We start from the raw sequence: 9197 nt of genomic DNA on the forward strand, positions 1-9197 counted from the left end.
GTGAGCCCAGCCCGTTGACGACAGCCGCCGGGGCACTCCCCACCACCGCCGAGGTCCGTGACCTCGCGGCGAGGCTCGTCGGCGACGAGCTGGTGGTGCTGCCGGTGCGGCACCACAGCCCGGCGTGCGCCCACGCCGTCGAGGCGGCGTTCGCGCGCCACCGGCCGTCGCGGGTGCTGATCGAGGGCCCGCGCAGCTTCACCGACCTGGTCGACCTGCTCTGCCACCCGGAGGCGGAGTACCCGCTCGCCGTCTACTCCTGGTCACGGGCGACCGGCCGTGCCGCGACGCCGGGGGAGGGGCACGGCGGCTACTACCCGCTCTGCGACTACTCGCCCGAGCTGGTGGCGATCCGGCTCGGCCACGCCGCCGGCGTCCCGGTCTCGTTCTGCGACCTCGAGGTCTCCGAGCAGGCGGCCGCGGCGGCCGAGGCCGTGCTGCCGGGCGACGGCTCGCTGCTCCGCGAGGACGCCTACGCGCACAGCCGGGCCCTCGCCGCGCTCGCGGAGCGGCTCGGGTGCCGCGACCAGGAGGACCTGTGGGAGCTGCTCTTCGAGTCCGATCCCGGCGAGAGCGACCTCGACGAGCACCTGGCCCGGATGACGGCGTACTGCCTGCTCGCCCGCCACGACCGCACCGACGACGATCTCGAACGCGACGGCACCGCGGCGCGTGAGGCGGAGATGGTGCACCACGTGTGCGAGGCGCTCGCGGCGCGGACGATGGGCGAGGGGCCGGTCCTCCTGGTGCTCGGGGGCTTCCACGCCGTCGCGGTGCCGGAGTTGCTCGCCGACCCGCCACCACGCCCGGCTCCGGTCACCGGCAAGGTCGAGGAGGGCAGGGCACTCGTACGCTACGGCTTCGACCGCCTCGACCGGCTCAACGGCTACGCCAGCGGGATGACCTCCCCGGGCTGGCATCAGCGCGTGTGGGACGAGCGGAGTCGCGGCAGCGCGCCGGATGCCGCGCGGCGCGCCGCCGCGCTGACCGTGCTGCTCGACGTGGCCGACGAGATGCGGGGACGGCATCGCACCCCGGTCCCGACGCCCACCCTGGCCGCCGCGCAGCAGCAGCTGCTCCTGCTCGCCGAGCTGCGCGACCGCCCGGCGCCGCTGCGCAGCGACCTGCTGGACGCGGTGACCAGCTGCCTGGTGCGCGGTGAGGCGGACGTCGAGGGTCTGCTGGTACGCCGGGTGGCCCGGCACGTGCTCACCGGCACCCGGGTCGGTCGCGTGCCGCCCGGCGCCGGCACCCCGCCCCTGGTCCGCGACACGCTGGAGCGCCTGCGAGGGCTGCGCATCGACACCGACGCGGTCGAGCCGCACACCCTCGCCCTCGACCTGTACCGCAACCCTGCCCACCGGCGCACCAGCCGCACCCTGCACGGCCTGCGGTTGCTGGCGGTCCCGTTCGCCGAGCACGTCGCCGGGCCGGACTTCGTCCGCGGCATCGGTCTGGCCCGGCTCCAGGAACGCTGGACCTACCTGTGGAACCCCGGCAGCGAGGGTCGGCTGGCCGAGGTCTCGCTGCTGGGCTCCACGCTGCCCGAGGCGGTCGAGGCGAGGTTCGACCGGCTGCTGGCCGACGCCACTGCCGAGGGCCGCACACCGACCAGCACCGAGGCTGCCGCGTTGCTCGCCCAGGGCGCGGTGCTCGGCCTCCACGACCGGGCCGAGCCGGTGATCCGGCTGGTGCGCGACGCACTGAGCCGGGAGACGGCCTTCGTGGTCGCGGTCGACGCGGCCGGCGCCCTGGCGCTCCTGGAGGAGGGTCGTGAGCCGCTCGAGGCCGCGCGGCTGAGCGGTCTCGCCGACCTGGTCGCCACGGCGTACGCGCGGTGCCTCTACCTCGGCGCGGACCTCCAGGGCGACGAGCAGCCTCCTGAGGCGGTCGCGACGGCGCTGGGGCGGCTCCGGGAGCTGCTGGCCTCGCCGGGCGGAGCCGGCCTCGACCCCGAGCCCTTCTGGGCGCTGGTCCGGTATCTGCGCCGCGACCACGACCGCGCGCTGGTGCGCGGGGCCGCGGCTGGGCTCGCCTCCACCGCCGGCCGGCTGTCGCTCGACGACCTCGCCCGCGACGTCGCCGGGCATCTCGCCGGCTCGATGCCGGCCGAGGAGTCCGTGGGTTTCGTCCGGGGCCTGTTCGCCACGGCGCGCGAGACCGTATGGCAGGGGTCCGGCCTGGTCGAGGAGCTCGATGCCCGGCTGACCGGGTGGGACCAGCCGACGTTCCTGCGCACGCTGCCCGACCTGCGGCTGGCGTTCGCCGACCTCACCCCGCGCGAGACCGACCGGGTCGCCGAGGTCGTGGCCGTCCTGCACGGGGGCGAGCGCCCCGAGGTCGCCGTACGCCGTGACGTCGACGCGCAGACCATGGCCGAGCACGCCGCGCTGTCCCAGCGGGTGCTCGAGACGCTGGAGCGCGACGGACTCGCCGCCTGGGCGGACGGATCCGTGGGAGGTGAGCCGTGAGGTCCACCGACCGGTGGCGGCTGGTGCTCGGCCGCTACGCCCAGCAGCGGCTCCCGGCGCCGGCCGACCCAGACGGCGAGCGCTACGAGCTCGCCCTGGACTACCTCTACGGCCGGGAGTACGCCGGTCGCGGCGGCCGGCCGACGGGTGAGGGCGACGGCGCGGAAGGCGCCCCGTCCGAGCCCACGCCCGGGTCGCTCGACCCGTCGGCGCCGTCCGTCGTCGACTGGCTGGGGGAGGTGCGCGAGCTCTTCCCGGCGGAGACGGTCGAGACCATCGAGCGGCACGCGCTCGACCGCTACGGCCTCACCGAGCTGGTCACCGACCCCGAGGTGCTCGCCCGGATCGAGCCCAGCGAGGAGCTGCTGAAGACCCTGCTCTCGCTGAAGAGCCAGCTCGACCCCGGCGTCCTGGGCGAGGTACGCCGGGTCGTCCGGGCCGTGGTCGAGGACCTGCGGCGCCGGCTCGAGACCGAGGTGCGGCAGGCCTTCACCGGCCGGCTCAGCCAGCACCGCCACAGCCCCCTGTCGGTGGCGGCGAACTTCGACGCGCGTGGGACCGTCCGGGCGAACCTCCGCCACTGGGACGCCGGGCGGCAGCGGCTCGTGGTCGAGCGGCCGCTGTTCTTCCAGCGCAACACCCGCCGCATCCCGTGGGAGATCGTGCTGGTCGTCGACCAGAGCGGCTCCATGGTCGGCTCTGTGATCCACAGCGCGGTGATGGCCGGCATCCTGGCGGGCATCCCGGCGTACCGCCTCCGGCTCGTCGTCTTCGACACCAGCGTGGTCGACCTGACCGACCTGGCCGGCGACCCGGTCGAGCTGCTGATGTCGGTGCAGCTCGGCGGCGGCACCGACATCGCCCAGGCGGTCGGCTACGCCGGGCAGCTGATCGACAACCCGGTGCGCTCGGTGGTCGTGCTGGTGACCGACTTCTGCGAGGGCGGGCCGCCGTCCGAGCTGGTCGCCGCCGTACGCCGCCTGGTCGAGGCCCGGGTCACCACGATCGGGCTCGCCTCGCTCGACGGCTCCGCCCACCCCTACTACGACAAGCAGATGGCGCAGCAGCTCGCCGACGTCGGCATGTCCGTCGCCGCCCTGACACCGGGCCGCCTGGCCGAGTGGCTCGCGGAGGTGACCGCGCGATGAGCGCCCGTACGGAGCTCGCCGCCCTGCTCGCGAGGTACGACGACGAGGCCTGGGTCGCGCTGGCCAACCGCGGCCTGCTCCGTCGTGCTCGCAAGGACCTGGAGACACTCGAGGTCGGCCTGGCGGAGGAGTCGGACACCGCGGTCGCGGTCGCCGTGGGTGACCGGGTGGTGAGGTTCGGCACCGCCGGGCCGGCCGAGGCGGTCTGCTCCTGCCCGAGCCCGGTGATCTGTCAGCACGTGATCGCCGCCGGGCTCTGGCTGGCGTCCTCGGCCGCTGAGCCGAGTCCGGAGACGCCGTCGACGGACGACCTGCACGAGGAGCTGATGAACCTCGACGCGGCCACGCTCACGACGTACGCCGGGCTGCCGGGGTACCGCTGGGCCCACCAGCTCCTCGATGACCTCGACGCGCCCCCCGCGGTGACCCGGGACGGTTATCTCGCGGTCACGTTCGAGCGTCCGGCGCTGACCGTGCGCTACCTCGGCGGTGGTCTCGAGGGCCTGGTGCTGGACCAGCAGGTGTCGCAGATCGAGCGTGTTCGGGTCGCGGCGGTCCTGGCGTGGCAACGCGCACACGGGCTCGTGCTGCCGACGCCCGCGTCGCGTCGGAGCGGAGCCGCGGAGAGCGAGTCCGCGCTGTCACGCGCCGAGTCCCGGGCGCGCTGCCGCGCGACGGTGGCGGCGCTGCTGCGCGACACGGTCGCGGTGGGGGTCTCCCACCTGTCGCCGGCGATCCACGACCGGCTGGTCACGGCCGCGACCTGGGCGCAGGGCGTCGAGTACCACCGGCTCGCGCTGCTGCTCCGCCGCCTCGCGGACCAGGTCGACCTCCTGCTCGCGCGGTCGGCGCTGGCCGACGACCTCGCCCTGCTCGACGAGGTCGCGGTCGCCCACGCCCTGGTGTCCGCCCTCGAGGCAGCCGCCGCGCGCGGCCCGGAGCCGCGCGGGCTGGTCGGCCGCGCGCGTACGTCGTACGACCCGGTGCGCTCGCTCGACCTGGTCGGCCTGGGGGGACGCCCCTGGCGCACCGGCTCGGGGTACCAGGGCCTGACTTGTGTCTTCTGGAGCCCCGCGCGACGCCGCGTCTTCACCTGGACCGACGCGCGTCCCGAGACGCTCGGCGGTTTCGACCCGCGGGCACGCTGGCAGCAGCCCGCGCCCTGGACCGGGCTGGCGACACCCGCCGTCTCGGCGGGATGCCGGCTCACGCTCACGCACGCCCAGGTGAGCGCCGACGGCCGGCTCTCGGGGGTCGAGTCGACGGCCGCCGCCGTCACGGCGCTGGACAGCGAGGAGATCGCCGACCTGCTGCCGGTCGTCGCCGCGTGGCAGGAGCTCGCCGACGTGCGGGTGACGAGCCTCAGCGAGCCGGCCGACCCGGCCTCGGCGTGGACGGTGCTGCGTCCGGCGCAGACCCTGCCCACCCACTGGGACCCGGCCCGCCAGGTCCTGAGCTGGCCGCTGCTCGACGGAGACGGCGAGGTCGTGGTGCTCGAGGTGCCGTGGTCGCGCCTGCTCGCCCATGCGATCGGCCGCCTGGAGGCGCTCGGCGAACGGCTGCCCGACGGAGCCCTGGTGGTGGCGCGCGTGCAGCGCTCCCGTCGCCGGCTGGTGGGCGAGCCGCTCAGCGTCGTCCTGCCGGGGCGTGCCCTGAACCCCGTGGACTCGCTCCACTTCGATGACGGCCCGCGGCCGGTGAGGTCCTCGCTCGTGGCGCGGCTGCTGAAGTCCGGGACGCCCGACCGAGCGACCGACGCCGCCGACGAGTCGCCCGTCGAGGGACCACGGTCGGTGCCGGTGCCGTTGGCGGAGCTGCGGGCGCTGGTCGAGCAGGAGGTGCAGCGTGGCTGCTCGGGGTCCGTGCCGGGCACCGTCCACGGGCGGCTCGCGCAGGCGCACGCGGCGCTCCGCGACGTCGGTCTCGCTGTCTTCGCAGATCCGGATCCAGAGCTGGGCGCGGCCGAGTCGCTGCTGCGGTCGCACTACCTGGTCCAGCAGGTCGAGCGCGCCCTCGCGTGACCCGGCGTACCTCTCCCGACGCGCAGGTCCCGCCGAACGGCGCGTCGACCCGCCCGATCCGCTTCAATGTCCCTGCCCGCCCGTCTCGGACGCGCCCCGAGGAGCCCCCATGTCGATGCCGCCGTACGGCGTCAAGCCGGGGCGCCGTCGAGCGGGACCCCACCGGTGCCCCTCGGTCGCGCACGCGGTGGGCTGGACGCTCCTGTCGGCGGTCGTGCCCGGAGCCGGGTTCCTGCACAACCGCCGCCACCGGTTGGGTGCGCTCGTGCTGGTGGTCAGCCTGGGCGGCCTGGGGTGGGCGGCGTACGCCGCGCCGCACGGCCTCCACTCCGCGCTCGACCTGGCCTTCGACCCCGCGCGGCTGACCCGCGCGGCGGTTCTGACCGCGATCTGCATGACGCTCTGGGTGGCGGTCGTGGTGGGCACCTTCGTCGCCCTGCGGCCACGGCCCGCACCGCACCGTTGGCACCTGCTCGGCGGGAGTGCGTTCGTCGGCGCGCTGTGCCTCGTGGTGGTGGCACCGGTCGGGCTGGTCGTCCGTGACGCCTTCGCCCAGGTCCACGCCGTGAACGCGGTCTTCACCCACAACCGGACTGCGACCCGGCCGACCCATGTGACGGCAGCGGACCCGTGGAACGGACGCAACCGCGTCAACGTGCTCCTGCTCGGCGGCGACTCCGGCCCCAACCGCGAAGGGACCCGGACGGACACGATGATCCTGGCCTCGCTGGACACCCGCACCGGCCGGACCGTGACCTTCGGGCTCCCGCGCAACCTGATGGACGCGCCGTTCCCGGACGACAGCCCCCTGCACGCCCTCTACCCGAACGGGTTCACCGGTCCCGGCGACCCCGCCAGCTGGATGCTGAACGCCGTCTACCGCGAGGTCCCGATCCTCCACCCGCACGTGCTCGGGAGCTCGGCGGACGAGGGCGCCGACGCCATCAAGGAGGCGGTCGAGGGAGTGACCGGCCTGCCGGTGCACTACTACGTGCTCGTCGACTTCACCGGTTTCCGGGAGCTGGTCGACGCGATGGGCGGGATCACGGTCAACGTCAACATCCCGGTGGCGATCAACGGCCAGACCGACGCGCACATCGCGCCGACCGGCTACATCGAGCCCGGGCCCGACCAGCACCTCGACGGGTTCCACGCCCTCTGGTATGCGCGCGGACGGTACGGCGCGGACGACTACCAGCGGATGGCCCGCCAGCGCTGCGTGGTCAACGCGATCATCGACGAGGCCAACCCGGTCAATCTGCTGCGTCGCTACCAGGCGCTGGCCGCGGCGGGCAGCCGCGTCGTGTCCACCGACATCCCGAAGGAGCTGCTGCCGGCCTTCGTCGAGCTCGCGCTCCGGGCGAAGGACCACCGCGCGAAGTCGGTCCTCTTCCGGCTGTCCACGGAGTTCAACCCCGGCGCACCCGACTTCGACTACATGCACGAGGTCGTGCAGAAGGCGTTGGCGTCGCAGGGCAAGCACCGGCACCACCAGCCGTCCTCGGCCCAGGACGACAATGACGCCTGCGCCTACCACCCGGGCCAGTCGTACTGAGCCGGGTCACTTCGCCGCCCCGGAGCCGGACGATCGGGCGACGGCATCGGCGTACGACACCCCGATGCCGACCCGGCGGGTGACGGTGACCGACGCGTCCGGGAACACCGTCACGACGGCGTACGACGTGCGGTGGTTGTGCGGCGAGTACCTGAGGATCGCGAAGCGCGCCGGGTGCCGGATGGCACCGGGGTTCGGCTCGGTGGTGGTGTGGCCGCCGGCGCTGCCGTTGGTGAGCTCGTAGGTGTGGCCGCCGTCCGCGGTCTCGATGCGACGCGGCCCGAGGAACTGGAACGAGCGACCGTCCAGGACCGCGACCCGCTGGCACCCGGCCTTGGCGATCTGCTGTCCCAGCAGGTGGTCGTGCAGCAGGACGAAGTCGGGGTGGGTGGCGCAGGCCTCGTCGATCGTGTTCTGGATGAAGGTGTCGACGTCGACGTTCGCGTCGCGCAGCACATCGCCGACACCGAAGTCCCCGATCAGCGAGATGCGGGGGTCGGCGGCGGAGAGCAGCGTCAGCCCACCGATGGTCTGGGTCTGCCCGTTCGCGACGTGCCACTCGCTGGCGTCGGCGGCCTGCACGATCGCCTGGGTGTCGTGCAGCCCGGGCGCGAAGTAGACAGGCCGCTCCTCCGAGTAATAGTCGACGGTGTCGATGATGTAGCTCTCCACCGGCTTGCCGGCGAAGGTCAGGTCGCCGCTGAGGGCGATGAAGTCGGCGTCCATGAGCTTCGCGGCGAGCCCCACCTGGCGGGCCATCCCGTTGACGTCCTCGAAGTCCTCGGCGAACACGAAGGTCATGGTGTCGCCGTGCGGGCGCAGGTCGCGGCGGTCCGCCAGCGCTGCCTCGAGGTTGCTCGAGACGGTGTCGTAGAAGGTGTCGCGCGGCCGCAGGATGGACAGGAACGGCAGCACCTCCGCCATCAGGCCGTTGACCTCGGTGCCTTCGAGCGTGGTGCCGTTGAAGACCGGGCTGCTGGTCACGACGTGGTGGTCGTGGTGGAGGTACGTCGCCAGGCCGGCCGCGTCGAGCGCCAGGGCACCCGCGACGGCCGTCGCGACGAGTGCCGTCCGCAGGCGACGGTTGTACCCGCCGATCAGCTCCGCCTGCTCGGGTGGGTACGCCGCGAGCCGACGACGGCGCTCGCGGAGCAGCACCGCCACCCCGCCCGCAACGACGGCACCGACCAGGAACCCGACCAGGCTCCACCCGATCATGTAGTGACGTGCCGCGCTCTGGATCCGGTCGATCTCGGGCTCCGGGTCGTCCCAGAGCGCGATGAGGTACTGGCGGGTCTGCTTGTCGCTCGGGATCAACCGGTTCCAGTCGGCGGAGATGTCGACGCCGACGTTCTTGTCGAGGAGCCCGATGTGGGCGTGCTCGGCGCGGACCAGGGCGCCGTCCTGGATGCGGCTGGTGTCCTGCCCGAGCACGGGCTTCACCGCGACCGGCTGCCCCGCGATCTCGACGTGCACCGGAGGTGCCACGCGGATGGCCACCAGCGCTCCGGCGAACGGGACGCTGACGAAGAGCAGGACGACGGCGACGCGGCGGAGGTGACGGAGAGCGGTCCGCACCGTTGCCTGGTCCACCTGCATGCGCGGCCTGAGCGCCTTCCGGATCGGCCCCGACCCGGGGCCGTCCCGGGACGTTCGATGCTACCGATCCGATCCGCGCATCGGTGGAGCTTGCCGTCACCGGTGGTTGAGGGAGGCGCCCCGGCCGGCTTCGGTGGTTGAGGAAGTCGTCCTGGCGCCTGTCTCGAAACCACCGCTGAGGTCCTGGGGCTTGACGTCGAGATCGTGCGGTGGGTGGTGGGTTGCGGTCTTGTGGCTTCAGAGAGGGGCCGGTTTCTCCCGGCCGCCGTTGCCGGCTTCCGGTTTGCACGGCGTATCCGGTCCGGCACGTTTGGGCTACTACCGAACGACCCTCGAAGAACCGGCCTAGACAATTTCTCAGACCTTTTCCGGAAAGCGGCCGATAACCCTGTGGACAAGCGGG

At 73.6% G+C, this 9197-nt stretch carries 5 protein-coding genes; 4 read left to right on the forward strand and 1 reads right to left on the reverse strand.

Going from position 1 to position 9197, the window contains the following annotated elements:
• Positions 1–14 precede the first annotated feature (14 nt).
• The 4 genes from VGK78_RS09305 (at position 15) to VGK78_RS09320 (ending at position 7195) form a co-directional block, all read left to right on the forward strand.
• Entirely contained in the window at positions 15–2471 is a 2457-nt protein-coding gene (locus VGK78_RS09305) for a DUF5682 family protein (RefSeq protein ID WP_331527339.1), read from the forward strand.
• Entirely contained in the window at positions 2468–3619 is a 1152-nt protein-coding gene (locus VGK78_RS09310; RefSeq protein ID WP_331527340.1) for a VWA domain-containing protein, read from the forward strand. Before VGK78_RS09305 ends, VGK78_RS09310 begins: the two co-directional genes overlap by 4 nt.
• Positions 3616–5640: a hypothetical protein gene (locus VGK78_RS09315; protein WP_331527341.1), complete on the forward strand. Its 2025-nt coding sequence runs from the start codon at positions 3616–3618 to the stop codon at positions 5638–5640. Before VGK78_RS09310 ends, VGK78_RS09315 begins: the two co-directional genes overlap by 4 nt.
• A gap of 109 nt (positions 5641–5749) precedes the next feature.
• Complete coding sequence (locus tag VGK78_RS09320; RefSeq protein WP_331527342.1) at positions 5750–7195, forward strand: LCP family protein; 1446 nt, start codon at positions 5750–5752, stop codon at positions 7193–7195.
• A gap of 6 nt (positions 7196–7201) precedes the next feature.
• On the opposite strand, the gene VGK78_RS09325 is transcribed toward VGK78_RS09320, so the two are convergent.
• Positions 7202–8773: a hypothetical protein gene (locus VGK78_RS09325; protein WP_331527343.1), complete on the reverse strand. Its 1572-nt coding sequence runs from the start codon at positions 8771–8773 to the stop codon at positions 7202–7204.
• Between the last annotated feature and the right edge of the window lie 424 nt (positions 8774–9197).

It is taken from the genome of Nocardioides sp., from assembly GCF_036503465.1.
GTDB lineage: Bacteria > Actinomycetota > Actinomycetes > Propionibacteriales > Nocardioidaceae > Nocardioides.

Bases quoted from the DNA above. Each gene is read 5' to 3' on its own strand.
- VGK78_RS09315 (WP_331527341.1), top strand. From the start codon at position 3,616: ATGAGCGCCCGTACGGAGCTCGCCGCCCTGCTCGCGAGGTACGACGAC.
- VGK78_RS09320 (WP_331527342.1), top strand. From the start codon at position 5,750: ATGTCGATGCCGCCGTACGGCGTCAAGCCGGGGCGCCGTCGAGCGGGA.